Annotated in this window: 23 protein-coding genes and 1 riboswitch; of the genes, 7 read left to right on the top strand and 16 right to left on the bottom strand. The window is 73.4% G+C overall.

The window, feature by feature from the left end; translation table 11 throughout:
• The first annotated feature begins 44 nt into the window (after positions 1-44).
• Positions 45-2,618, top strand: coding sequence for a helix-turn-helix transcriptional regulator (locus ACW62_RS06780; RefSeq protein WP_053203319.1), 2,574 nt, complete (start codon positions 45-47; stop codon positions 2,616-2,618).
• A gap of 6 nt (positions 2,619-2,624) precedes the next feature.
• Here the strand turns inward: ACW62_RS06780 and dnaE are convergent, their stop codons facing one another.
• The 8 genes from dnaE to ACW62_RS06820 form a co-directional block, all read right to left on the bottom strand.
• Positions 2,625-6,146 carry a DNA polymerase III subunit alpha gene (dnaE, locus tag ACW62_RS06785; RefSeq protein ID WP_053203320.1) on the bottom strand — a complete coding sequence of 1,174 codons (3,522 nt, stop codon included), beginning with the start codon at positions 6,144-6,146 and terminating at the stop codon, positions 2,625-2,627.
• 12 nt (positions 6,147-6,158) lie between these two features.
• Complete coding sequence (locus tag ACW62_RS06790) at positions 6,159-6,743, bottom strand: TetR/AcrR family transcriptional regulator (protein ID WP_205629181.1); 585 nt, start codon at positions 6,741-6,743, stop codon at positions 6,159-6,161.
• A gap of 617 nt (positions 6,744-7,360) precedes the next feature.
• Positions 7,361-8,008: a L,D-transpeptidase gene (locus ACW62_RS06795; protein WP_169792003.1), complete on the bottom strand. Its 648-nt coding sequence runs from the start codon at positions 8,006-8,008 to the stop codon at positions 7,361-7,363.
• A 224-nt stretch (positions 8,009-8,232) separates the two neighbouring features.
• Complete coding sequence (locus tag ACW62_RS06800; RefSeq protein ID WP_053203322.1) at positions 8,233-9,066, bottom strand: RecB family exonuclease; 834 nt, start codon at positions 9,064-9,066, stop codon at positions 8,233-8,235.
• A gap of 34 nt (positions 9,067-9,100) precedes the next feature.
• Positions 9,101-9,706, bottom strand: coding sequence for a MarC family protein (locus tag ACW62_RS06805; protein ID WP_053203323.1), 606 nt, complete (start codon positions 9,704-9,706; stop codon positions 9,101-9,103).
• 36 nt (positions 9,707-9,742) lie between these two features.
• The gene (locus ACW62_RS06810) at positions 9,743-10,591 is read right to left on the bottom strand and encodes a PHP domain-containing protein (protein ID WP_420843549.1); all 849 of its coding nucleotides are present in this window, start codon (positions 10,589-10,591) and stop codon (positions 9,743-9,745) included.
• Positions 10,592-10,793: 202 nt separating this feature from the next.
• Positions 10,794-11,426, bottom strand: a complete 633-nt coding sequence (locus ACW62_RS06815) for a DUF6758 family protein (RefSeq protein WP_053203325.1) — start codon at positions 11,424-11,426, stop codon at positions 10,794-10,796.
• A 400-nt stretch (positions 11,427-11,826) separates the two neighbouring features.
• Positions 11,827-12,426: a histidine phosphatase family protein gene (locus ACW62_RS06820; RefSeq protein WP_053203326.1), complete on the bottom strand. Its 600-nt coding sequence runs from the start codon at positions 12,424-12,426 to the stop codon at positions 11,827-11,829.
• A 44-nt stretch (positions 12,427-12,470) separates the two neighbouring features.
• Between ACW62_RS06820 and ACW62_RS06825 the strand changes: the two genes are divergently transcribed.
• A complete protein-coding gene (locus ACW62_RS06825) occupies positions 12,471-13,439 on the top strand; it encodes a magnesium and cobalt transport protein CorA (protein ID WP_053203327.1) in 969 nt (322 codons plus the stop codon).
• Here the strand turns inward: ACW62_RS06825 and ACW62_RS06830 are convergent.
• From ACW62_RS06830 to ACW62_RS06845, 4 genes are all read right to left on the bottom strand, one after another.
• Complete coding sequence (locus tag ACW62_RS06830; RefSeq protein ID WP_053203328.1) at positions 13,436-13,921, bottom strand: YflT domain-containing protein; 486 nt, start codon at positions 13,919-13,921, stop codon at positions 13,436-13,438. The genes ACW62_RS06825 and ACW62_RS06830 overlap by 4 nt on opposite strands.
• Positions 13,922-14,033: 112 nt before the next feature.
• Positions 14,034-14,540 carry an HNH endonuclease gene (locus tag ACW62_RS06835; protein WP_053203329.1) on the bottom strand — a complete coding sequence of 169 codons (507 nt, stop codon included), beginning with the start codon at positions 14,538-14,540 and terminating at the stop codon, positions 14,034-14,036.
• Between the two features lie 159 nt (positions 14,541-14,699).
• Entirely contained in the window at positions 14,700-15,407 is a 708-nt protein-coding gene (locus tag ACW62_RS06840) for a lysophospholipid acyltransferase family protein (RefSeq protein ID WP_053203330.1), read from the bottom strand.
• 71 nt (positions 15,408-15,478) lie between these two features.
• Entirely contained in the window at positions 15,479-16,144 is a 666-nt protein-coding gene (locus ACW62_RS06845; protein WP_169792004.1) for a hypothetical protein, read from the bottom strand.
• Positions 16,145-16,460: 316 nt separating this feature from the next.
• Positions 16,461-16,566: riboswitch (TPP riboswitch) on the top strand.
• Positions 16,567-16,657: 91 nt separating this feature from the next.
• On the opposite strand from ACW62_RS06845, the gene ACW62_RS06850 reads away from it, so the two are divergent.
• From ACW62_RS06850 to ACW62_RS06860, 3 genes are read left to right on the top strand one after another with little or no spacing between them, the layout of a single operon-like run.
• A complete protein-coding gene (locus ACW62_RS06850; protein ID WP_053203332.1) occupies positions 16,658-17,257 on the top strand; it encodes an ECF transporter S component in 600 nt (199 codons plus the stop codon).
• Positions 17,257-18,732 (top strand): ABC transporter ATP-binding protein, encoded by a 1,476-nt coding sequence (locus tag ACW62_RS06855; RefSeq protein ID WP_053203333.1) that lies wholly within the window; start codon positions 17,257-17,259, stop codon positions 18,730-18,732. The genes ACW62_RS06850 and ACW62_RS06855 overlap by 1 nt, the downstream gene beginning before the upstream one ends.
• Before the next feature lie 2 nt (positions 18,733-18,734).
• On the top strand, positions 18,735-19,535 hold the full coding sequence (locus ACW62_RS06860) for an energy-coupling factor transporter transmembrane component T family protein (protein WP_420843556.1): 801 nt from the start codon (positions 18,735-18,737) through the stop codon (positions 19,533-19,535).
• Positions 19,536-19,591: 56 nt separating this feature from the next.
• Here the strand turns inward: ACW62_RS06860 and ACW62_RS06865 are convergent, their stop codons facing one another.
• Entirely contained in the window at positions 19,592-20,047 is a 456-nt protein-coding gene (locus tag ACW62_RS06865) for a MarR family winged helix-turn-helix transcriptional regulator (RefSeq protein ID WP_053203334.1), read from the bottom strand.
• 69 nt (positions 20,048-20,116) lie between these two features.
• On the opposite strand from ACW62_RS06865, the gene ACW62_RS06870 reads away from it, so the two are divergent.
• Entirely contained in the window at positions 20,117-21,265 is a 1,149-nt protein-coding gene (locus ACW62_RS06870) for an Mrp/NBP35 family ATP-binding protein (RefSeq protein ID WP_053203335.1), read from the top strand.
• 69 nt (positions 21,266-21,334) lie between these two features.
• Positions 21,335-22,282, top strand: a complete 948-nt coding sequence (locus tag ACW62_RS06875) for a hypothetical protein (protein ID WP_053203336.1) — start codon at positions 21,335-21,337, stop codon at positions 22,280-22,282.
• 9 nt (positions 22,283-22,291) lie between these two features.
• On the opposite strand, the gene ACW62_RS06880 is transcribed toward ACW62_RS06875, so the two are convergent.
• The 3 genes from ACW62_RS06880 to ACW62_RS06890 all read right to left on the bottom strand — a co-directional run bounded on the left by ACW62_RS06880 (position 22,292) and on the right by ACW62_RS06890 (position 24,909).
• Positions 22,292-23,806: a sensor histidine kinase gene (locus ACW62_RS06880; protein WP_053203337.1), complete on the bottom strand. Its 1,515-nt coding sequence runs from the start codon at positions 23,804-23,806 to the stop codon at positions 22,292-22,294.
• Positions 23,803-24,513, bottom strand: coding sequence for a response regulator transcription factor (locus tag ACW62_RS06885; RefSeq protein ID WP_053203338.1), 711 nt, complete (start codon positions 24,511-24,513; stop codon positions 23,803-23,805). Before ACW62_RS06885 ends, ACW62_RS06880 begins: the two co-directional genes overlap by 4 nt.
• 96 nt (positions 24,514-24,609) lie before the next feature.
• On the bottom strand, positions 24,610-24,909 hold the full coding sequence (locus tag ACW62_RS06890) for a hypothetical protein (RefSeq protein ID WP_053203339.1): 300 nt from the start codon (positions 24,907-24,909) through the stop codon (positions 24,610-24,612).
• Positions 24,910-24,963: the final 54 nt, after the last annotated feature.

Consider the following 24,963-nt stretch of genomic DNA (forward strand, 5'->3'; position numbering starts at 1 on the left):
CCGATCACCGCGATCATGGTCATCTGCCTCTACCGTTGGCCTGCATGCACGCCACTCACGCGCTGAGTCATTGGCCGCTGGTCGGCCGGTATGACGAGTACGCGGCCGCGCTGCACGTCCTGACCGGCAACGATTCCGCGACGGCGTACGGCGTGCTGCTGATCGGCGAGTCGGGTGTGGGCAAGTCGACGTTGGCGAGCCGGCTCGAGGAGGCGGTCACCGAGACGGCATATGTGGTGACCGTCACATCGCCGAGCCGGGCGCAGCCGGTCATGCTCGGCGCGCTGGCGCCGCTGCTGACCGACGTCGGGGCGCATGCCGACGCCAGCCCGATCTCGGTGTTCCAGGCGGCCGCCGCCCGGCTGGCCGGCGACGCCGGTGGCCGGCCGGTGGTGCTGCGGGTCGAGGACGGCCACCTGCTGGACGGCGCGAGTGCGAGCGTGCTGCGCATGTTGGCGATGTCGCGACGGGCCCGGTTGCTGGTGACCAGCCGGCCGAACCCCGCGGTCCCGGACGACCTGCTGGCGCTGTGGAAGGAGGGCTGGCTGCGCTGGATCGACGTCGCGCCGCTGGACCGGGCCGAGACGACGCTGCTGCTGCGCGAGGCGCTCGGCGGTGTCGTCGGCCGCGACACCGACCGCCGCATGTGGGAGGCGAGCCTCGGCAACCCGCTCTACCTGCGCGAACTGGTCCGCTCGGCGCTGAGCCGGGACGAGCTGGTGCACAACCACGGCGTGTGGACGTGGACCGGGCCGGTGCTGCCGGGCCGGCTGATCGAGCTGGTCACGGCCGAGCTGCGGCGCCGTCCGGACGGCGAGCGCGAGGTCCTGGAGATCGTGTCGCTGGCCGAGTCGCTGCCGCTGCCGCTGCTGTTCGAGCTGGCCGACACCGACACCGTCGACCCGCTGGTCGAGGCCGGCCTGCTGGTCGTCGACAACGCCGCGGCGCCGCCGACGGCCACGCTGTCGCACCCGGTGTACGGCGAGGCGATCCGCAGCCTGGTGCCGCCCGGACGGCGGCGGGTACTGCGCGAGCGCGTGGTCCGTCACCTCCCCGGACCGCACGACGCGTCGCTGCCGGACCTGCTGCGGTGGGTGTCGTGGGCGCTGGAGGCGGGTTCGGTGCCCGAGCCGGAGCTGCTGGTCGAGGCCGCCGCGCTGGCCAACCGGCTGCAGCAGGCCGCCGACGGGCGCCGCTTCGCCGACCTCGCGCTGCTGGCCGACCCGGACGACGTCGTGGTGGCCGGCGCGCTGGCCGAGCGGGCCCGCGCGCACCGCGTCCTCGGCGCCGTCGACCGGGCCCAGGCCGACCTCGACCAGCTGCACCTGCTGCCGGACGACGTGCTGACGCCGCCGCTGGTGGCGCACGCCGCCATCACCGGCGCCGACGTGCTGTTCCATGGGCAGGCCGACCCCGTGGCCGCGGTGCGGCTGCTGGACGAGGCGCTGCCGCGGGTCGCCGTCTGCACGCAGTCGTCCGCCGTGGTGCGCGGGCACCGGCTGGCCGTGCTGATGAACGTCGGGCGCACCGACGAGGCGCTGGACGAGGCGGTCGACTTCCTCGCCGACACCACGCTGCCGCTGCTGGCCCGCATCCAGCTGACCGCGTCGGTGCAGATGTCGCTGGCCCGGGCCGGCCGCGTCGCCGAGGCGCTGCGGCTGGGCGAGCGGTACATGATCGCCGCCCGCGAGTCGCTGTCCGAGGCGACGGCCTACCTCATGCCGCTGCGCGCCGCCGTCACCGTGATCCGGCTGTTCGCCGGCGACGTCGACGGCGCGGAGCGGATGCAGGCCGACGAGTCCGACCTCGACATCGGGCAGGTGCACCACCACCGCAACGTCCCGGGGCTGGTCGAGGGCCAGCTCGCGATGGCCCGCGGTCGCTGGTCGGAGGCGTCCGGGCACCTCGGCGGGACCATCGCCGCGCTGCGCGAGGCCGACCCGCGCGGACTGCTGCCGGCCGTCCTGGCGCTGGCCGCGGAGTCCGCCGTCTGGCTCGGCGACGTCGACGACGCGGCCCGGTTACGTGAGGAGGCGCTGCGCGAGCCGGTCCACGAGACGTCGACGATGTTCGGACGGCGCCGCCGCACGCTGCTGTGGGTGGGCCTGGCCCGCAGCGAGAGCGACGCCGTCGACAACGCCATGGACGCCGCCGACGCCGCTGCCACCGCGCACCTGCCGCCGGCCGAGCTCGACTCGCTGCACGTCGCGCTGCTGGGGCTGGCCGACGGGCTGCCGACGGCGCGCGAGCTGACGCTGGCCGACGTCGCAAACCGGATGGCCGCCGCCGCCAAGCAGTGCGACGGCCTCCTGCGCGCCGACGCGATGGCCGGCTACGCCCGGGCCCTGGCCGACGGCGACTCCGAGCTGGCAACGGCGTTCGAGGCGACGCTGGCCGGCTTCGGCATCTGGGCCAACCCGCCGCGGCAGCAGACCGTCGCGCTGACCCGGCGCGAGCAGGAGATCGCCCCGCTGGCCGCCGCCGGCATCTCGTCACGCGACATCGCCCGCCGCCTGACCATCTCGACCCGCACCGTCGAGAGCCACCTCGCCCGCATCTACGCGAAGCTCGGCATCACCAGCCGGGCCGAGCTGCCGGCCGCGTTGAGCGGGCGCTGAGCGCCGTCACGGCGGCGGCGTCAGGACGACCGCCGCCTTGAGGTCGGCCCACAGCTCCGGCCGGACGGTGACCCGCGGGCCGAGCCGGTAGACCCTGGTCTTCGCCGGTCCGCGCACCCACAGGTGCACCTCGGTGGGTCCGCGGTGCGCGGCCAGCACCTCCGCCAGCCGCCGGGCCCAGTCCGGCGTCACGTGCGCCGCCAGGGCGTCCAGCCGGACCGGCGCGTCGGCGCTGCTCAGGTCCGGTGTCGTCAGCTCCGAGACGACCAGCCGCGGCACGTCCTCACGTTTGTCCAAGCGGCCCTTGACCAGCACGATCGCGTCCTCGGCCAGGCCGGCGGCGACCAGCTGGTAGGTCGCGGGGAAGACCATGCAGTCGATCGAGCCGGCCAGGTCCTCGACGGTGGCGATGGCCCAGGCGTCGCCCCGCTTGGTCACCTTGCGCTGCAGGCCGGACACGATGCCGCCGATGGTGACCACCGCGCCGTCGGGGTGGTCGCCACCGGTCAGCGCCGAGATCGCCGCGTCGGCCCGCTCGGCGAGAAGGTGCTGGACGCCGAACAGCGGGTGATCGGAGACGTACAGGCCGAGCATCTCCCGCTCCTGGGCGAGCAGGAACGCCTTGTCCCACTCGTCGTCCGGGAAGTCCGCCGGCGCGCCGGTGGCCGGGTCGCCGTCGCCGGTGCCGTGGTCGCCGAACAGGTCGAACTGGCCCTCGGCCTCCTTCCGCTTCACTGCGACGGCGGTGTCGACCAGCGGCTCGAACCGGGCGGACAGGCCCTTGCGGGTGTGCCCGAGGGCGTCGAACGCGCCGGCCTTGATCAGCGACTCGACCGTCCGCTTGCCACACGCGGCCGCGTCGACCTTGGCCAGGTAGTCCGGGAAGGACGCGAACCGGCCCTGCTCGTCGCGGGCCCGGACGATCGCCTCGACGACCGACGTGCCGACGTTGCGCACCGCGCTGAGCCCGAACACGATCGTGTCGTCGCCGCGCGGCGTGAAGTCGGCCACCGAGTCGTTGACATCCGGCGTCAGCACCGTGATCCCCATCCGCCGGCACTCGTTGAGGTACACCGCCGACTTGTCCTTGTCGTCGCGCACCGACGTCAGCAGCGCGGCCATGTACTCGGCCGGGTGGTTGGCCTTGACGTAGGCGGTCCAGTACGAGACCAGCGCGTACGCGGCGGCGTGCGCCTTGTTGTACGCGTAGCCGGCGAACGGCACCAGCACGTCCCACACCGCGCGGATCGCCTCGTCGGAGTAGCCGCGGTCCCGGCAGCCGTCGCGGAACGAGCCGAACTCCTGGTCCAGCACTTCCTGCTTCTTCTTGCCCATCGCCCGGCGCAGCAGGTCGGCCTGGCCGAGCGTGTACCCGGCCAGCACCTGGGCCGCCTTCTGCACCTGCTCCTGGTACACGACCAAGCCGTAGGTGAGGTCGAGCACCTCCTTCAGCGGCGCCTCCAGCTCCGGATGGATCGGTGTGATCTGCTGCTGCCCGTTCTTGCGCAGCGCGTAGTTGACGTGCGAGTTCATCCCCATCGGGCCGGGCCGGTACAGCGCGGTCACGGCGGTGACGTCCTCGAACTGGTCCGGGCGCATCAGCCGCAGCAGCGACCGCATCGCGCTGCCGTCGAACTGGAAGACGCCGAGCGTGTCGCCGCGGCCGAGCAGCTCGAACGTCGGGCGGTCGTCCAGCGGCAGCGCCAGCAGGTCGACGTCGGCGCCGGTGCCGCGCCGGACCAGGGCGACCGCGTCGTCGAGGATGGTGAGGTTGCGCAGGCCGAGGAAGTCCATCTTCAGCAGGCCGAGCGACTCGCAGGTGGGATAGTCCCACTGGGTGATCGTGACGCCGTCGGAGTGGCGCACCCACACCGGCACGTGGTCGACGATCGGCTCGCTGGACATGATCACGCCGGCCGCGTGCACACCCATCTGGCGCACCAGGCCCTCGACGCCCTTCGCCGCGTCGATGACCTTGCGCACGTCCGGCTCGTTCTCGTACATGCCGCGCACCTCGGCCGCCTCGGCGTAGCGCGGGTGCTTCGGGTCGGTGATGCCGGACAGCGTGATGCCCTTGCCACCGACGTCGGCCGGCATCGCCTTGGTGACGCGGTCGCCGACGGCGTACGGGAAGCCCAGGACGCGGGCCGAGTCCTTGATCGCGTTCTTCGCCTTGATGGTGCCGTAGGTGCCGATCAGCGCGACCTTGTCGGCGCCGTACTTCCGCGTCACGTACCGGATCACCTCGGTGCGCCGCCGCTCGTCGAAGTCGATGTCGACGTCGGGCATCGAGACCCGTTCGGGGTTGAGGAAGCGCTCGAAGATCAGCCCGTGCACCAGCGGGTCGAGGTCGGTGATGCCCATCGCGTACGAGACCAGCGACCCGGCCGCCGATCCGCGTCCCGGCCCGACAGCGATGCGCTGCTCCTTCGCCCACATGACGAAGTCCGCGACGACCAGGAAGTAGGCGGGGAAGCCCATCTGGACGATGACGTCCATCTCGTACTCGGCCTGCCGCCGGTACTCGTCCGTGACGCCGTCCGGATAGCGCCGCAGCAGCCCGGCCTCCACCTGCTCGCGGAACCAGGTCACCTCGGTGTACCCGGCCGGGACGGGGAACCGCGGCATCAGGTCACGCTTCTCGAACCAGCCCGCGGGGTCGATCTGCTCGGCCACCAGCCGGGTGTTGCGGCAGCCCTGCTGCCAGGCGTCGGAGGAGTCGACGGCGTACATCTCGGCGGCGGACTTCAGGTGGTAGCCGGTGCCGTCGAACCGGAACCGGTTCGGATCGGACACCGTGGCGCCGGTCTGGATGCACAGCAGCGCGTCGTGCGCGGCCGCCTCGTGCGCGTATGTGTAGTGCGAGTCGTTGGTGACCAGCGGCGGGATGCCGAGCCGCCGGCCGAGGCCGAGCAGGCCGTCGCGGACCCGCCGCTCGATCTCGACGCCGTGATCCATCAGCTCCAGGAAGAACCGGCCGGCGCCGAAGATGTCGCGGTAGTCGGCGGCGGCCCGCAGCGCGGCGTCGTCCTGGCCGAGCCGCAGCCGCGTCTGCACCTCGCCGGACGGGCAGCCGGTCGAGCCGATCAGCCCTTCGGCGTGCGCGGCCAGCGCCTCCTTGTCCGTCCGCGGCCACTTCTGCAGCCAGCCCTCCTGGTAGGCGTCGGACGAGAGCCGGAACAGGTGGTGCAGGCCGGTGCGGTCGGCCGCCCAGATCGTCAGGTGCGTGTACGCGCCGGAGCCGGAGACGTCGTCGCGCTTCTGGTGCGGCTGGCCCCACAGCACCCGGGCCTTGTGCCGCCGCGACTCCGGCGCGACGTAGGCCTCCATGCCGATGATGGGGGTGACGCCGGCTGCGGCGGCCTGCTGGTGGAAGTCGTACGCGCCGTGCAGGTTGCCGTGGTCGGTCATCGCGAGGTGCGTCATGCCATGATCACGGGCGGCGGTCAGCAGGTCCCTGACCCGAGCGGCGCCGTCGAGCAGCGAGTACTGCGTGTGGACGTGCAGGTGCGTGAACGGTTCGGGCACTCCCGCCCCCGGTCAGGCGTCGCCCTCGAGGTCGCGGGCGATGGCCCGCAACCCGATGGCCACCTCCCGGGCCGACGGCGCCCGCTGCGGGTCGACCAGCCACTGCTGGGTGAGCCCCGCGACCAGCGCCGAGTGCACCGACCCGACCGCGCGCGTCTCCTCCGTCGGCTCGATGCCGTCCAGGCCGTGCAGCTGCGCGGCGAGGCCGGTCCGCGACCGCTCGAGCGCGTCGGCCAGCTGCTGGCGGATCTCCGGCGACCGCTCGGCCTGAGCCATTGCCTCGACGCTGGCCACCATCAGCGCCCGCTCGGTGAGCTGGGAGTCGATCATCCGCGCCCACATCGCGACGATCCGCTCCCCCGGCGTGCCGGCCGCGGCGTCCTCGTCGCCGGACGTCGTCGCCGCGCGGTCGCCCCACTCCCACAGCGACTCCAGCAGCGCACGGTTGAGCAACGCGTCCTTGGAGCCGTAGTGGTAGTTGATGGTGCCCAACGGCGCCCCGGCCGCGGCGGCGATGTCGCGCGAGGTCGTGCGCGCGTAGCCACGCTCCTCCAGGCACCGCTTGGCGGCGGTCATGAGCTGTTCGCGATGTCCCATGGGCGGCAGCGTACCCCAGATTTGAACAAACGTTCAGAACGAACGTTCAAATCTGATGGCGTGCCGGAATGACCTGCCACGTTGCCCCCTGGGCACGCCTCACTTCACGCGCCCCGGGAGCACCTCACCCGCGTCAGCACCGTATGGCCGCCGACGAGCACCGTCATCCGGTGCTACGGCGGGTGACGTGCCCACCACGCGAGTGACGTCGACGCCCTGAGCCGTCTTCGATAGCCAGAACCGTCCGGAAGGCCCCTCGAACACGACTCCCGCCATCGAAGACGGCTCCGGGAATCGAGGACGACCGAACGGTGCACCGGCACGAACAGCGAACGGCAGCCAACCAGGCGAACAGCGCACCGGGCGGGCTCTGCCCGCACTTCCCCCGTCCCCCTGATAACTGCCCGCACTTAGACCGCGGTGCCGCGGGTCAAGCGGTCATCGCCGCGCGAAGCGCCATCAGTCCGCTTGAGGCGCGGTGCCGCGGCTAAGAAAATGGGCAGCAGGGGGACGGCCCACCGCCGCAAAGCGGCCAACGCGGCGGGCCATCGGCGGCCAACGCGGCAAACCCCGGCCAAGGCGCAGACCTCGGCGAACGGCGGGCGCCGGCTGCGAGGTCAGCTGCGGACGACGACCACGGGGGTGCCGACCTCGGCGTGCTCCCAGAGCGCGACGGCGTCGTCGAGGTCCTGGCGGATGCAGCCGTCGGAGAGCGGCGTGCCGAGCTGCGACAGCGTCTGCACCTCGGCGCCGGAGGCGGTGGCCACCGGGAGGTCGTGGAAACCGATGTTGGAGTTCTCGCCGCGGAAGAACCGCACCATGTACTCCATGGTCTCGGTGCCGTGCCAGCTGACGGCGTCGCGCGACTTCGAGAACACGTCGAAGGTGCCCGTGGGCAGCTGGTCGTAGCGGCTGCCCGACACGTAGTAGGTGCGCAGCACGGTCTCGTCGGCGTCGACCAGCCAGACCACCTGCTGGGTGATGTCGAACACCACCCGGTGGCCGGAGCCGCTGTCGGCCGGGAGCGGCGCGGTGGCGACCGGCTTGACGTTCGGGTCGACGGGCGGCGGGACGACCTTGACCATGACCGGCTGGCCGACCTTCGCGGACGGGACGCGCGCCTCGCCGCGGGAGGCGTCGTCGCCGTCGCGCTCGGACAGCGGCGGCAGCACGCCCGCGCTGGCCGGGACGTCCGGCCCGGTGGCGGTGCCGGCCAGCCCGAACAGGCCGGCGGTGACCGCGAACGAACAGCTGAGGAACGTCACCCGCACCCCGTGGATGCGGGATCGGCGACGGACGCGGGAACGACGTGACGAGTGCCGCGTTGCCGATCGGGACGAGACGCCGTAGCGCCCTGCCATCCGCGCTCCTTCAGGTCGGTGGGTAGCCGCCAGATCAGCGTACGCCACCGCACCGTCGCTGTGGCCGCGCCCACATGATCATGCTCTCGGGAGCGCCCGGATAAACGTGATGGACCAGACAAACGCGATCAGGACGGTTCCAGGCCCGCCCAGGACGCGCGGGTGGACGTGGACGCCAGGCCCTCGGGGCAGTGCTGGCGGTAGTCGCACCAGCCGCACAGCGCCGACGGCCGCGCCGGGAACCGGGCGTCGCCGGTGTCGCCGGCCTTGAACGCGGCGTCGGCCGAAGCGCACTCGGCGGCGATGGCGTCGGCGCGGTCGAGGTGCCGGGTGAGGGTGCGGTCGTCGTGCTCCCACACCGCGACGGTGCCGGACGGCAGGTGGTGCAGCTCGACCCGGTGGCACGGGGTGCGCAGCGTGCGGGCGGCCGCGGCGGCGTAGACGGCCAGCGCCAGCGAGCTGCGGGCGTCGTCGGTGGTGAGGACGTGCCGGCCGGTCTTGTAGTCGACGATGACCAGTTCGTCGCCGCGGTGGTCGACGCGGTCGATGCGGCCGGTGAGCGACGTGCCGCCGTGGACGAGGCCGACCGTGCGCTCGACGCCGCGCGGTTCGTCGTCGGGGTCGAGCTTCTGGACGTAGCCGGTGACCATGTCGCGGCCCCGGACCCGCCACACCTCGGCCTGCTCGGCGTCGCGGAAGCCCTCGGCCGTCCAGTACTCGTCGACCATCGCGCCGGCCCGGTGCACCGTGCGCGCCTCGCGTGGCAGCCGCCACCAGCCGGCCAGCGCGTTGTGCACGACCGCACCGAGGGTGTTGTGCGCCCAGGGCGGCCCCTTGGGCGGCTGCGGCCGGTCGAGGTAGGTGAACCGGTAGCGGCGCGGGCAGTCGAGCCAGGTGTTCAGCCGCGTCGGCGTGGCGCCGTAGAGGCGCCGCGGCATGCCGTCGAGGATGGGCTGGCTCATGGCGTCATTCTCCCCGAACCCACCGACAGACTCGTCACCCCGCGCCCTCGACGAAGGCGCGGACGGAGTCGGCCACCAGCTGGACGGCGATGGCCGACAGCAGCAGACCGGCGATGCGGGTGACCAGCAGGATGCCGGACTCCTTCAGCACCCGCAGCAGCAGCACGCTGAACCGCATCGACGCCCAGATCGCCAGCAGCACCGCCGCGATGCCCAGCCCCAGCGCGAGGAAGTCCCAGCCGCCGTCGGAATCCTGCACGAACACCATCGTCGCGACGATCGCACCCGGCCCGGCCAGCAGCGGCGTCCCGAGCGGCACCATGGCGACGTTGCCGGCGGCCGCGGTGTCCGGCTGGTCCGCCTTCCCCGTCAGCAACTCCAGTGCGACCAGCAGCAACAGCAGTCCGCCGGCGCCCTGCAGCGCGGGCAGGCTGATGTGCATGTAGTCGAGGATGGTGCGGCCGAACAGCGCGAAGACCGTGATGACGCCGCCGGCGACGGCGACCGCCTGCCAGGCGGCCCGGGTCCGCTCGGCTGGGCGCCGGTTGCCCGTCAGCGCGAGGAACACCGGCACCGTGCCCGGCGGGTCCATGATCACGAACAGCGTCACGACGACCTCGCCGAACAGCTGCCAGTTCATCGCTGCGCTCCGGGTGGGCTCGGGTGACCGGCGGGATCAGCGCCCGCCGGCCAGCGATCGTAGCCGCTCCCACTCCTCCGGCGCCGTCGTGTTGACGCCCAGCTCGTGGTCGAGCTTGCCGGTGCCGTGGTAGTCGCTGGAGCCGGTGACGACGAGGTCGAGGTCCTGCGCGATGCGGCGCAGCGTCCGCCGGCTGGCGTCGTCGTGGTCCTGGTGGTCGACCTCGATGCCGTCGAGCCCGGCGTCGCGCAGCGCCTCGATGCCCGACGGCGTCAGCGCACGGCGGGCGCCCTCGCGGCCCCACGGGTGCGCCAGCACGCACACCCCGCCGGCGGCGTGCACCAGGTGGATGGCCTCGTCGACGGGCGGGGCGTACTTCGCCGCCCAGCCGGGCCGGCCCTGGCCGAGCCACCAGGCGAACGCCTCTTCGCGGTCGCGCACGTAGCCCTTGGCGATCATCGCGTCGGCGACGTGTGGACGGCCGACGGTGGCGGCGTCGGGCGAGCGCGCCAGGATGTCGGCGACGTCGAGGGGGAACCCGGCGGACGTGAGCGCTGCGGCGATGCGGGCCAGCCGGGTGCGGCGGTCGTGCCGGACCCGGCCCAGCTCGTCGGCCAGCGGCGGGTTCCCGGGGTCGACGAGATAGGCCAGCAGGTGCACGCCGTGACCGCGCAGGTCGGTGGAGATCTCCGCGCCGGGCACCACCTCGACGCCGGTCTCGGCGCCCGCCGCGAGCGCCGCCGTCCAGCCGTCGAAGGTGTCGTGGTCGGTCAGCGCGACGACGTCGAGGCCGACCTCCTTGGCCCGCCGGACCAGGTCTTCCGGGCGGTCGGTGCCGTCGGAGACGCTGCTGTGCGTGTGCAGATCGATACGCAACCGGGGCACCCTCGATGGGATCGCTGGACGTCCGATGACCTCACTGATCGTAGCCGGGTGTAGGGGGTGTCTGACGGATATTGGTGGATGCGGGCGGCGTCCAGTCGTCGGTCCAGCAAGGCGTCGAAGTAGGTCGATGCGGAGCCATCGGCCGACGACGACAACGCCGCTGGTCGGCGTCTGGGCGTCGATCCGCGCCGCCGAAGATCCGTCAGCCACCCCCTAGCCACGGCGGAGGCGTTCCGTACGGCAACAGGTCGGCCTCGTGGCCGAGATCACGTAGATCGACCACCTCGACGTCCTCCAGCAGCAGCACGCCGGCGGTCTGCGGGTACAGGATCGCCCACAGCCAACTGCCACCCCAGTGACCTGCGTAGACGGCGCGGTCGGCCGGACCCTCGACGAACCACAGCGGCACCGTGCGACCCTGCACCAGCACCTTGGCCCGCGGCTCGCCCTCGACCGCCTTGCCCGGGTCGGTGCCCTCGAGCCCGGCCAGCCCCGCGCCCAGCCCGACGCCCTGCTCCTCCGCGACGAGCAGGAAGTCGCCCGGGCCGCCCAGCGGGTTCGGCCCGCTGATGCCGACGCCGCAGGCCCGCACCCCGCCGGCGTCGTCACCGGCATGGATGACCGCGCCGACGACCCAGCCGCGCGGCAGCGGCCACGGCAGCCACAGCGGCACGTGGGAGTCGCGGGCCAGCTGGTGCACCAGCGGCGCACTCGGCGTCGTCACCGGTGCCAGCGGGTACACCTCGCCGTGCAGGTCGCACAGCCACCGGCTGGACCACGCGCCGGGCGGGCGTGCGGACGCACCGCACCGTGGACAGGTTCGTTCGCCTCTCACCCGACCGACGCTGACGCCTCACCGCCCGCCCCGTCAAGCACCTCCAGCCAACGGGCGACCTACCCGGAGTGAAATGATCACGTTCGGTCCGGAATCGCCGACCCGTTCGCCGTAGTCCGCACGTTGGCCGTCCCCCTGGCAGTCTGGGCACGCCTCACTTGCCCGGAGCCGTCTTCGATGGCGAGCCGCCATACAGAGCTGGCCAGGGAGAATGCCGCCGGCCGCTCACTGGCCGCCCGTGGTTGGCAGTTTGGTGGGCCCAGGGCGCCAGTAATCCGCCAACCATCGGTGGCCGCGCACGGCCAGGGGTCGGTGGGGACGGCAGCAGGGGGACACCTACTGCCGCAAAGCGGCGAACGCGGCGAGCACGACGGCGAACCCGCGTGAACCGCAGGACCAATCAGGGGGCGTTCCAGCGGCCGATCGCCGGCGTCTCGCGCTCCCACCCGAGGACGGACACCGTCGCGGTGTCGAGGCGCAGGTGGGCGCCCGCCGCGACCGGCCAGCCGCTCCACCGTGCGCCGACCACCCGCAGGACGTGGCCGTGCGCGAACACCAGGACGCGCTCCCCCTCGACCGACCGCAGCCGGGCGATCAGGCGGTCGACCCGGGCCTCGACGTCGGCCGGGCGTTCGCCACCGGGCGCGCCGTCGGTCCAGAGCGACCAGTCCGGGTCGGTCGCGCGGATCTGCGGCGTGGTGATGCCCTCGTACTCGCCGTAGTCCCACTCTCGCAGATCGTCGTCGAGCTCCGGGTCCGGGAAGCCGGCCAGCTCGGCCGTCACGTGGGCCCGCTGCCGGGGGCTGGACAGCACCAGGTCGAACACGGCGCCGTCGAGCCGGTCCGCCAGCGACCGGGCGGCCCGCTCGCCCTCCGGCGTCAGCGGCAGGTCGGTGGTGCTGGTGTGCTTGCCGTCGCGGCTCCACTCGGTCTGGCCGTGCCGGACCAGCCAGATCTCGGGACGGTGAGTCTGCGGGTCCGGCTGCCGGATCGTCGCCATGCTGGTAACGCTAGCGCTGGGGATCGGCTCGGCGAGGAGGAATCGTGACGGTGACGGAGTGGGCGTTCTACCGCGACGGCCGGCGGCAGACCGGCCAGGACTACGACGACGCCGTCGCGCAGACACGTCAGCGGCAGGGGTTCGTCTGGATCCGGCTGCACGAGCCGGGTGAGGACGACCTGCGCGGCATCGCGGCCGACTTCGGCCTGCACCCGCTGGCCGTCGAGGACGCGCTGGACCCACGGCAGGGCACCAAGATCGGCCACTACGACGGGCTGGTCTACCTGGTGCTGCGCCGGGTCCGGTACGACGGCGGCGGGGTGCGCGACGCGGGCCGGCTGACGATGCTGGCCGGGCCGGACGTCGTCGTCAGCGTCAGCGAGGGCGACCCGGACACCGTCCAGGCCATCGCGGAGCAGTTGGAGAGCCGGCCGAAGCTGCTCGGCCACGGCCCGGCCGCCGCCCTGTATGTGGCCGCCGACTCCACCGTCGACGAGTACGTCGAGGTGGCGGAGGCGTTCGAGGCCGACCTCAGTGAGATCGAGGCGGCCGTGTTCGACGAGGTCAGCGGCAACCAGGCGGGGCGGATCTACCACGCCAAGCGGGAGCTGCTGAAGCTGCAGCGGGCCATCGCGCCGCTCGGGCTGCCGGTGCGGTCGCTGACGCAGCGGGCGCCGGAACTGGTCCCGCCGAAGGTGCAGACCTACTTCCGCGGCGTCGGCGACCACGTCGACCGGCTGCACACCCAGCTGGGCGGCTACGACGAGATCATCGGCTCGATGCTGCAGGCGAACCTGGCGCAGCTGTCGGTGGCGCAGAACAACGACATGCGCAAGATCACGTCGTGGGCGGCGATCGTCGCGGTGCCCACGGCGATCGCCGGCATCTACGGCATGAACTTCCGCCACATGCCCGAGCTGCACTGGCGGTTCGGCTACCCCGGGGTGATGCTGCTGATGGCGGCGCTGTGCTGGATGCTGTACGTCAATTTCAAGCGTCGCGACTGGCTCTAGGAAACGGTCCCGGTGCCGGTCTGCAGCGAGAGCCGGGCGAGCTGGTTGCGCGCCTCCTCGGCGTGCTGGTGCTGGCAGAACACCTCGTAGCGGCCGGCCACGGTGACGCTCTGGGACGTGAAGTCGCGGCGCCCGCCGGTCAGCGCGTAGCCGACCAGCCCGAAGATCATCATGAAGATGGCGCCCCACAGCACGCTGAGCAGGATGATCGCCAGCCAGCCCTCGTCGGTGAACAGGCCGAGGAGGAGGCCGACGAACAGGCCCAGCCAGGCGCCGGTGGCCAGGCCGCCGAGGGCCGCCTTGCCCCACGACAACCGCCCGGTGACGCGCTCGACCTGGCGGAGGTCGCTGCCGACGATGGCAAGGTTCTCGACGGGGAACTTCTGGTCGGCCAGGTAGTCGACCGCCTTCTGTGCCGCGGGGTAATCGTCATACGTGCCGACGACGATGCCGGTGGGAAGACCGGGAATGGGACTCACCATGACACACCTCCTAGGGGGCGACAGTACCCGCGCGGACGATCAACGCACGGCTCATTCGCGCACACATTGCCGGAACGTCGCTGCTGAGCGGGGCGAACCGGGCGGAGTGCCCCTACGCGGTGGAGGCGATGAGCCAGTCGGGCAGCTCCGCGGCCACGGTGACGCCGAGCGCCAGCACCAGTGCGCGGTGCGCCTTCGGCTCGAACGGCTCGATCAGCAGCGACATGCCCGCCTCGGACGGGGTACGGTCGGCCTTGCGCTGATTGCACGACACGCACGCCGCGACGGTGTTCAGCCAGCTGCGCTGGGCACCGCCGCGAGACGTGGGCACGATGTGGTCGATGGAGTTGGCCCGGCCGGCGCAGTAGGCGCAGCGCCGGGCGTCGCGTTCCAGCACTCCGCCGCGTGACCACGGCACCTTGCGGCGGTACGGCACGCGGACGAACCGGAGCAGGCGCACGACCAGCGGTGTCGGCAGCTCGCGGGTGGCCGAGCGGATGAGCTTCTCGGTGTCGGCGTGCTCGACGACGGCCTTCTCGGTGAGGATGAGGATGATGGCCCGGCGCACCGACACGACGGCCAGCGGCTCGTAGGAGGCGTTCAGCACGAGTGTGTTCACGGCACACGCCTCCTTCCCGAGCCCCGGGTCAGGGCTCGCCGCTCTGACTCTAGTGTGGCCTACGCGCTCGACAAGGAACGTAACGGCAAAAACTGGACCAATCGCTGGCGGTGCCCGCGCGCGCGGACCCGCCTCTACAGTGCAACGACGCCGCCGGGTTCACAACGGCTTTTCCTGCTGGTCCAGGTCGAGCCGCGGCAGCGACTCGCCCGACACGGAACGCCAGACGTCGGTGACGCGGTCCTGGATGACCTCGACGACGTCGCGCAGCGGCAGCCCGGTGAACTCGTCGGGCAGGATCGGCTTGCCGACGCGCAGCTTGATGGTGGGACGGCGGACGATGGACGTGAGCGCGCCGCCGAGGCTGCGCGCGATGGACCCGGAACCGATGCGCCGGGCGTCGTGGTGGGCCACCGGGATGACCGGCGCCTTCGCGTCGGCCGCGAGCCGGCCCACGCCGAAGCGGAACCGCCGCGGCGAGCCATCGGGCGTGGCCGAGACGTCGCCCTCGGGGTAGATGCCGACCACCTCGCCGCGGGCCAGCGCGTCGTACGCGGCCTTCAGCGCGGCGGCGCCCGCCTGCCGGCCGCCGACCTCGATCATGCCGGCCTGCCGCGCCAGCGGGCCGATGAACGGGTTCTCGAACACCAGCGACGACGCCATGAAGCGGACGTGACCGTGGGTGACGCCGCAGCCGTCGCGGTGGCACGGGACGCTGGGCCGCAGCCCGGCCCGGTAGAGCGTGGAGAGAACCGGCGGCACGTCGGCGATGGTGGTGTGGTTGACGGCGACGATGGCCGGCCCCTGGATGGGCAGGTGCGACAGGCCGTCGGGATCGACGCGACCGAACCACTTGGTCAGACCCACGGCAACCGCACCCACGAGTTCCACGGGGGAAGATTAACCCATCGGCCCGGCGAGCCGGTGAAGCAACCTCGTCACGGCGCCTGGGTGGCGGGCGCGGTGGGCACCGGGATCTTGGTGAGGTCGACCACGGCGTCCTCGGCCGGCGGGGTGACCGCGACCTCCGTCCCGTAGTCGGTGAAGGAGATGACGCCGGCACCGGCCGACGCGCCCTTCTCCTCCAGCCGCAGCGGCAGCGGCTCGCCGGTGGCGGCGACCCACAGCGTGCCGCCGGTCTCCGGGAACAGCAGGCCGACCGCCGGCTGGCCGTCGACCTCGCGGACGGCGGTGAGCCCGTCAGGGGCGTCGGCGCCGAGCACCGCGGCCGCGAACGTGGACCCGTCGGAGAAGATGGCGAAGCCGGCCGCCGCCTCGGGCGAGATGAGCAGCCACTTGCCGGCCAGCGTGGTGCCGACGTCGGCGCCCACGACCTCGGCCAGCGACGCGTCGCCGGTCACGTAGACGGCGCCGGGCGTGGCGACCAGCTGGACCGGGTTCTCGGCGCCGACAGTGCCGGTCGAGCCGACGCCGTCCTTGAAGGCGATGTTGATGGTGTTGCCGCTGACCGTGGTGCCGGTGACGCGGTAGGAGCCGGTGGCGCGCATGGCCGCCAGGGACTGCTCCAGCACCTCCGTGGCCGCCAGCTCGTCGATGCCGTTGGGCGCCTCGGTGAGGCCCTCCTCGACACTGAGCTGCGCCAACGGCGAGACCGCCGAGTGCTCCGGCCCGGATGCACACGCCGTCAAGGCGATGGTCACGAGCGCGGCGGAACCGGCTGCAGCCAGTCGGCGAACGACCAGTTGCATGAGCGGCTGACCTCTTCGGTTCAAGGGTCGGCTCGGTGTCGAGCACGAGGCGGCTCCGGATGGAGCGCCTGATGGAGCATACCCACGCTCCGGCCGCGCCGTCACCGAAACGTGACCTGATCAAGGCGGCACGGCTACCCGTTCCCGGACGTTCCCCCTGATCAACGCGGGTGTGACGAAAGGGTGTAATCTCGTTCACGAGACAACTGAATACCCACGACAGGGGAGCGCTGCAGCGCTGAGAGTGCGGGACGAGCCCGCAGACCCTCGAACCTGATCCGGGTAATGCCGGCGCAGGAAGTCGACACATCGACCGCAGCAGCGCGTCCCACGGGATGGTCCCCGTGGCGGCGCGCTGTAGCACGTCTTCGAGGCCCCTCGTCGTATCCGTACGAGAGGAGCTGTCCGATGAGCGAGCCGGGAACCATCCAGGTGCGACGGCACCGCTGGCGCACCGTCGACATCGTCGTCGCGTCCGTCATCGGTGTCGTGTTCGGGGTGGTCTTCGCCATCTGGAACAACCTGCTGTACTCGGTGATCAACGCGCCGCTGGGCTCGATGCCGATCGCACCGCTGGCGTCCGGCGTCTGGCTGGTGCCGGCCGTCCTCGGCGCGCTGGTGGTGCGCCGACCGGGCGCGGCCCTGTACACGGAGGCGCTGGCGGCCGTGGTGTCGATGTTCTTCGGCTCGGCGTGGGGGCTGTCGGTCTTCCTGTCCGGCATGTGGCAGGGGCTCGGGGCCGAGGTCCTGCTGGCGTTGCTGGCGTACCGCCGCTGGGGGGCCGGTGCGGCGCTGCTGGCCGGTGGCGGCGCGGGCCTGGCGATGGGGCTGTACGAGATCGTCGCGTACGTCCCCACCTACTCCGCCGACTGGAAGGTCATCTACGTGGGGTGCGCCATCGCGGCCGGAGTGGTCGCGGGCGGGCTCGCGTGGCTGCTGATGCGGGCGCTGGCACGGACCGGCGCGCTGGCGCCGTTCGCCGCCGGGCGGTCGCAGGGCGAGATCTGATGACGGTGTCCGACGGCGGCGCCGCGGTCCGGATCCGCGGCTTCGGCTGGCGGTACGCGGGCCGCAAGGCGTGGGCCTGCCGCGACGTCGACCTGGACGTCGCTGCCGGTGAGCGGGTGCTGCTGGTCGGGCCGTCGGGTGCGGGCAAGTCGACGCTGCTGCGCGCGGTCGCCGGGCTGCTGGACCCGGAGACGGCGGCGGAGGTCGAAGGGTCGGTGCAGGTCGACGGCGCGCCGGCGGCGGCCGCGCGGGACCGCGTCGGCATGCTGCTGCAGGACCCGGAGGCGTCGCTGGTGATGTCGCGCTCCGGCGACGACGTCGCGTTCGGGCTGGAGAACGCCGGGGTGCCGGCGGACGAGATCTGGCCGCGGGTGGACGAGGCGCTCGCCCGGGTCGGCTTCCGGCACGGACGCGACCGGCCGACGGCGGCGCTGTCCGGCGGCGAGCAGCAGCGGCTGGCGCTGGCCGGCGCGCTGGTCCGCCGCCCGTCGGTGCTGGTGCTGGACGAGCCGACCGCCAACCTCGACCCGGACGGGACGGCGACGGTGCTGTCCGCCGTCGACGCCGCCCTGGCCGGCGCCGGGACGACGCTGCTGCTGGTCGAGCACCGGGTCGACGCCGCGGCCGGACTGGTCGACCGGGTGGTCGTGCTGGAGCCGGGTGCCGGGGTGCTCGACGACGGCCCGCCGGACGAGGTGTTCGGGCGGCGCGGCGCCGCGCTCGCCGCGGCCGGCGTGTGGGTGCCGGCGCCATGGGGACCGGCCGCTCCCCCGTTCCGCCCCGGCCCGGGCGGCGACGTCGTGCTGACGGCGCGCGACCTCACCCTGACCTACCCGAGCACCCGGCGGCCGGCGCTGTCGTCGGCGTCGCTGTCCGTGCGGCGCGGCACCGCGGTCGCCGTCACCGGACCGAACGGCAGCGGCAAGTCGACGCTGGCGATGCTGCTGGCCGGGCTACTACCGCCGGACACCGGGTCGGTGCTGCTCAGCGGGTCGGAGCGGCCGCTGCACCGGTGGCGGGCCCGCGACCTGTGCCGCCGCGTCGGGACGGTGTTCCAGGACCCGGAGCACCAGTTCATCACCCGCACCGCCCGCGACGAGCTGCTGGTCGGGCCGCGGCGGGCCGGCGTACCGGCCGACGCGGCGGACCGGCGGGCGGACGAGCTGCTGGACCGGCTGCGGCTGACCCGGCTGGCCGGCGCGAACCCGTTCACGCTGTCCGGCGGCGAGAAACGGCGGCTGTCGGTCGCGGCGATGCTGACGACCGCGCCGGACCTGCTGGTGCTGGACGAGCCGACGTTCGGGCAGGACGCGCGGACGTGGGCGGAGCTGCTCGAGCTGTTCGTGGGGTTGCGGGTGGGCGGGACGGCGATCGTGGCGGTGACGCACGACGAGGCGTTCGCGGGGGCGCTGGCCGACGCGCGGGTGACGGTGTCCGGTGGCGCGCTGCGCGACGTCGTGGAGGTGCGGTCGTGACGCTGCTGCAGACGCACCTCTCCACCGACCCGGCCGCGCCGCTGGCTCGCCGGAATCCGGTCGCGAAGCTGGCGGCCGCGCTGATCCCGTCGATGCTGCTGCTGGTCAGCGTCGACCCGGTGTCGGCCGGGCTGCTGCTCACCGCCTGGCTGGTCTCCGTGCCGGCGTGGGGTGTCGGCTGGTCCGGGCTGCTGCGGCGGCTGTGGCCGCTCGCTCTTGCGGTCGTCATGGTGAGCCTCGGCAACGCCGTGTTCACCGCACGCAAGGGCGGCGCGACGCTGCTGGAGGCCGGCCCGCTGCTGGTCACGTCGGAGAGCCTGGCCACCGGCGCGACGGCCGGCCTGCGGGTGGCGGCCATCGCGCTGCCCGGCGTGCTGGCGGTGCTGACCATCGACCCGGTCGACCTCGCCGACTCGCTGGTCCGGTACGTGCGCGTGCCGGCCCGGTTCGCCTACGGGTCGCTGGCCGCGTTCCGGCTGGCGCCGCTGCTGGCGGCCGAGTGGGAGGTGCTGGGCCGGGCCCGGCGCGCCCGCGGACTCGGCGGCGACCGGAACCCGCTGCGGGCGCTGACGGTGCTCGGCGGACGGCTGTTCGCGCTGCTGGTGGGCGCGGTGCGGCGGGGGACGCACCTGGCCGTCGCGATGGACGCCCGCGGCTTCGCGGCGTCGGCGCACCGCACGTGCGCGCGGCGGCCGGTGTTCGGACGGGCGGACGCCGCCCTGGTGGCCGCGTCGGCCCTGCTGACCGCCGTCGCCGTCGGGGTGGCCCTGGCGACCGGCGCCTGGTCGCCCGTCCTGTCCTGACCGGCTGGGTCCGCCACCCGCGGTGGAGGTGGCGGACCCGGACAGGACGCCGGCGGTCAGGGCCCGATGCGGCGGAGCAGCTGCGACAGCGTCGCCAGTTCCACGTCGTCGAAGCGGCCGACGACGTAGTCATGGACGCCGCGGAGGTGGGTGCCGGTGGCCTCGCGCAGCCGCTCGTACCCCACGTCCGTCAGCACCGCGTAGAAGCCGCGGCCGTCGCGTTCGGCCTGGGCGCGTTCGAGCAGGCCCTCGTCGACCATGCGGTCGACGAGGCGGGTCAGGCCGCTGGGCGAGAGCATGACACGCTCGGCGAGCTCGCTCATCCGCAGCCGCCGGCCGTCGGCCTCCAGCAGGCGCACCAGCACGTCGTACCAGGCGAGCGGGAGGTCGTGGCTGGCGAGTAAGTCGGCCTCGAGGCGCCGCATGACCCGGGACTGGGCGCGGATGAACAGCCTCCACACCTCGAGCTGCTCAGGTGTGACCCACTGATCGGTGTCCTTGCTGGCCGTCATGGTGTCCAGATCCTAGACGCCGGTGCCCGCCCGACGGCGCAGAAGCGCGGCGGACGTAGCATCGACACCATGAGTGCGCTCCCCACCGTCGACGACGTCACCGCGGCCCTGGCGGGGGTCAAGGACCCGGAGATCAAACGGCCGATCACCGAGCTGAACATGGTGAAGTCGGTGGACGTCGCGGCCGACGGCCGTGTCACCGTCGCGGTGTACCTGACGGTGTCCGGCTGCCCGCTGCGCGACACCATCATCCGCGACGTCACCGCGGCGGTCATGGCGCTGCAGGGCAGCACGTCGGTCGAGGTGGTGCTCGACGTCATGTCGGCCGAGCAGCGCAAGGAGCTGTCCCAGCAGCTGCGCGGCGGCGCGCCGGAGCGGGAGATCCCGTTCACCAAGCCCGATTCGCTCACCCGCATCTATGCGGTCGCGTCCGGCAAGGGCGGCGTCGGCAAGTCGTCGGTCACGGCGAACCTCGCCGCCGCCATGGCCGCCGACGGCGTCAGGGTGGGGCTGGTCGACGCCGACATCTACGGCCACTCGATCCCGCGCATGTTCGGCGTCGAGGGGTCGCAGCCGACGGTGGTCGAGCGGATGATCATGCCGGTACCGGCGCACGGCGTGAAGCTGATCTCGACGGAGATGTTCAAGCCCGACCGCGACATCCCGGTCGCCTGGCGCGGGCCCATGCTGCACCGCGCGCTGCAGCAGTTCCTCACCGACGTCTACTGGGGCGACCTCGACATCCTGCTGCTCGACCTCCCGCCCGGTACCGGCGACGTCGCCATCTCGCTGGCGCAGCTGCTGCCCAACGCCGAGATCGTGGTCGTCACGACGCCGCAGCTGGCCGCCGCCGAGGTTGCCGAGCGGGCCGGCTCCATCGCCATGCAGACGCACCAGCAGGTGGCCGGCGTCATCGAGAACATGTCGTTCCTGCCGTGCCCGCACTGCGGCCCGGAGCACCGCCTCGAGCTGTTCGGCAGCGGCGGCGGGCAGCGCGTGGCAGACGGCCTGTCGAAGCGGCTCGGCGCCGCGGTGCCGCTGCTCGGCGAGATCCCCATCGACACCCGGCTGCGCGAGGGCGGCGACACCGGCACGCCGCTGGTGCTGGACGAGCCGGATCTCCCGGCGTCGATCACGCTGCGCCAGGTGGCGAAGCGGCTGTCGCACCGTCAGCGTGGCCTCGCCGGCATGTCGCTGAGCCTCTCGCCCGCCGGCTGATGGCAGGCACGTCCTAGCCGGCATGGCGTTGAGCCTCTCAATCCCGCCGGTTGTGGCAGGGTCGGCGGCATGCGTCGTGTCGCCGTCCTGCTCAGCGCCCTGCTCGTCGTCGCCTGTGGTGACGGTGACGGCGGCAGCGCAGCGACCCCGGCCGGCGAGCCGCCGGGCAGCCCGATCACCGCAGACCTCACCGTGCCGCCGGGCACCGTCCTGCTCGGTGCCCCGTTCCCGCACGCCGGTGGGACGGAGGCGCTGCTGCTGGTCGACGGCGACCCGGTCGCGGCGTTCGGCGACCTCGTCGACCAGGTGCGCGCCGCCGGCCTGGAGCCGCTGACCTACCACCCGGACGACGACGCCGAACCGGCCGCCTGCCAGGTCGCCGACGTCACCTACCCGGACGCCACGGGCGAGCGCTGGCCGCTGGGCAGCGACGACCTCCCCGACGGCCCGCTGGCGCTGGAGTGCGAGACGCACGCGTTCGGCCCGGACGGCACCCGGCTCGACCTGAACCTGCTGGTCAGCGAGCGCCCCGACCCGTACCTGTCGTTCGTCCGCGTCACCGAGGCCCACGACAGCCCGTCGTCGCCGCTGCCGGGCATGGAGGCCGCGGCGCCCACACCGTCGGGCGAGTCGCCGGTCACGCCGCCGCCGGTCCCGGACGACCTGCCCGGGCCGGGCGACCCGATCGGCGCGCCGTTCACCCCGTCCGGCGAGGAGCATCGGCTGCTCGACGGCTACGAGCTGCTCGCGCCGGCCGTCCGGCCGACGTGCACGACCGGCGGATTCGTCGCGGTCGTCCGCGGCACCGGCGGCCAGAGCACCGCCGACGCCGTCGGCGCGTGGGCCGAGCACCTCGGCGACGAGTCGTTCGCGCAGGTCCCGGCGCCGGGCTCCGACGACACGGCGACGATCGGCGGCGTCGAGACCCGGCAGGTGGTGCTCAGCGGCGCGGGCGCCGGGACGGTCACCGTCACCGGCGCGGGCGAATACGTGCTGCTGGACCGCTGCAACGACTGATCACGGTGGTCATACCGCCACGGTCGGGGACCCGGCTCGGGCCGGGCTGTGCCGCGCCTGTGCGGCTGCTGTGAGTGCCGGCAGCCGGACGGTGAACGTGGCGCCGGTCGCGCTCGCCGTCGGGCCGGTGACGGTGATCGTCCCGCCGTGCGCGTGCACGATCGCCTCGGCGATGGCCAGGCCCAGCCCGGTCGAGCCGCCGGTGCGGGTGCGGGCGGTGTCGCCGCGGCTGAACCGCTGGAACAGGCCGGGCCGCTGGTCCGGCGCGATGCCCGGGCCGTCGTCGGCGACGCTCAGCACGACGTGGTGGCCGCGGCGGCGGCCGGACAGCGTCACCGTCGTCCCGGCCGGCGTGTGCACGCGGGCGTTGCCCAGCAGGTTGGCCAGCACCTGCCGCAGCCGGGCGTCGTCGCCGTCGACGAGCAGCGGCGCCGGGCGGGCGCCGAGGTCGAGCCGCCAGGCGTGGTCCGGCCCGGCGGCGTGCACGTCGGCGATGGCGTCGACGGCGAGGCTCGCGAGGTCCACCGGCGCCCGCTCCAGCGGCCGGCCGGCGTCCAGGCGAGCGAGCAGCAGCAGGTCGTCGACCAGTCCGGTCATCCGGCGCGCCTCGGACTCGACCCGGCCGATGGCGTGCGTCGCGGCGGGCGGGACGTCGTCCGGCGAGCGGCGCACCAGCTCGGCGTAGCCGCGGATGGAGGCCAGCGGGGTGCGCAGCTCGTGGCTGGCGTCGGCGACGAACCGGCGGACCTGCTGCTCGGACTCGTGCCGGGCCGACAACGCGGTCTCGACGTGCGCGATCATCCGGTTGAACGCGGCGCCGACCGCGCCCACCTCGCCGCGCTCGGCGGCCAGCGCCGGCGGCACCCGCGGGATGTGCCCGACGGCGCCGCTGTCCAGCGGCAGCTCCGACACCTGGCGGGCGGTGACCGCGACCCGGTCCAGCGGCCGCAGCGCCCGCCGCACCAGCACCGTCGCCGCGGCACCGGCCAGCACGACGCCGGCCCCGGCCAGCGCGACCTCGACCGTCACGTACGAGCCGACGGTGCCCGAGACGCCGTCGGAGCTGAGCGCGGTCACGACGGCGTCGCCGCGCGGCGTCTGCGCGGCCACGGCCCGGTAGCTGCCGAGCCCGGGCAGCTCGACGGTGCGGACGTGGCCGTCCAGCGGCAGCTCCTGCAACGCGGCCAGCTGCTCGGCGTCCAGGGGCTGGAACTTCCCGGCGTCGTCGACGTACCCGGCGTCGACCACCTCGCCGTCGTCGTAGTAGACGCCGACGGTGCCGGCCGCCTGGCCGAGCGGCAGGTACGAGCCGCCCGGCGGGCCGTCGTGCCCGCCGGAGGCCGGCGGCCCCGGCTGCGGCGTCGTCGCGGCCCGTTCCGAGGCCAGCCGGACCTGCTCGTCCAGCTGCTCGGACAGCGTCGAGCGCAGCGCCACCGCCGAGACGACGGCCAGCGCCGCGGTGACGCCGAACACCAGCGCGACGACGATCCAGACCAGCCGCCGGCGCAGCGGGTGCCTGGTCACGGCCGCGCCTCGGCGGCGGGTTTGATCAGGTAGCCGACGCCGCGGACGGTGTGGATCATCGGCTCGCGGTCCTTGTCGATCTTGCGCCGCAGGTACGAGACGTACAGCTCGACGATGTTCTCCTGACCGCCGAAGTCGTACTGCCAGACGCGGTCCAGGATCTGCGCCTTGGACAGCACCCGGCGCGGGTTGCGCATGAGGAAGCGCAGCAGTTCGAACTCGGTCGCGGTGAGCCTGATCGGTTCGCCGGCCCGCTGCACCTCGTGCGCGTCCTCGTCCATCACCAGATCGCCGACGGCCAGCACGGACACCTCCGTGGGGTGCGCCGCCCCGGCCCGGCGGAGCAGGCCGCGCAGCCGGGCCACCAGCTCCTCCAGACTGAACGGCTTGGTCACGTAGTCGTCGCCGCCGGCGGTGAGCCCGGCCACCCGGTCCTCGACGGCGTCGCGTGCGGTGAGGAACAGCACCGGCACGCCGGGACGGTGCGCCCGGATCCGCCGTAGCACGCCGAGCCCGTCGACGTCGGGCAGCATGACGTCCAGCACGACGGCGTCCGGCGCCTCGTCGATGGCGGACCGGATCGCGTCCTGGCCGGTCAGCGCCGTCGTCGTCGCCCAGCCCTCGTAGCGGAGAGCGGCGGTGAGCAGTTCGGCCAGGTTCGGCTCGTCGTCGACGACGAGGATGCGGGGCGGCAGCGTCTCTGTCATGCCTCCGGTCTAAGGGCCGTGGTTGAGGGTCTGCTGAGACGACCCTGTGAAGTTCCTGTGAGGGGCGGAGCCGCCGGGTCGGCTCCGCCCTTCCGGTCAGGTCGTCGCGGACGACTCGGCCGGCGCCTCGTCGCAGCCGGCCCCGCCATGGCCCTCGCCGGGCTGGCCCGGCTGGGCCTGGTCCGGCCGGGCCTGGTCCGGCCGGCCCTGGTCGGGTGCCGTGGACTCCGGCGCGGACGGTGCGCTCTCGCCGCCGTCCGGCGTGGACGAGCCGGAGTCGGCGGCCGCGGCGATCCCGTAGCCGCCGAGCAGCAGCCCGCCGGCGACAGCGGCGGACACGATCGGCGTGCGCCAGCGCCGCAGGCGGTCGCGGGTGTCAGTCGTACTGTCGGGCATGGATCCTCCCCGTGGTGGACGGACGCGCACCGGCTGGTGCACGTCCTCCTGACC

It is taken from the genome of Jiangella muralis, assembly GCF_001270745.1.
Classification (GTDB): Bacteria; Actinomycetota; Actinomycetes; order Jiangellales; family Jiangellaceae; genus Jiangella; species Jiangella muralis.